Below are 281 nucleotides of genomic sequence, written 5' to 3'. Positions count from 1 at the left end.
TTGCCCTCGGCATCGCGGGTATACGAGTCCCCGTCGGCCTTGCGTCCGTTATGGAACCGGCATAACGGTACGAGGTTCGCGACGTTCGTGTCGCCGCCCTTGTTCCGCGGGATGAAGTGGTCACGCTCGCACAACAGAGCCGGGGTCACACATCCTGGGTGAATACACTGCGGATGCAGCGCAAACGCCATGAGTGTTTGCTTCTCGTTGAAGATCGGCGTCGACTTAAAACAATCCACCGGCTCGCCCCAATTGGTCACCAACGTGACGTAGCCGACCTC

The 281-nt window shown here is 59.4% G+C and carries 1 protein-coding gene; it reads right to left on the bottom strand.

All coding sequences use genetic code 11. The features are described 5' to 3' along the window. On the bottom strand, nucleotides 1–281 hold a 281-nt coding region (locus HMPREF0308_RS12775), incomplete at both ends, for an HNH endonuclease signature motif containing protein (protein ID WP_005532430.1).

It is taken from the genome of Corynebacterium striatum ATCC 6940, from assembly GCF_000159135.1.
GTDB lineage: Bacteria > Actinomycetota > Actinomycetes > Mycobacteriales > Mycobacteriaceae > Corynebacterium > Corynebacterium striatum.
The sequence above is the reverse complement of the archived record's forward strand: the minus strand, read 5'-3'. Positions and strand labels throughout refer to the sequence as shown.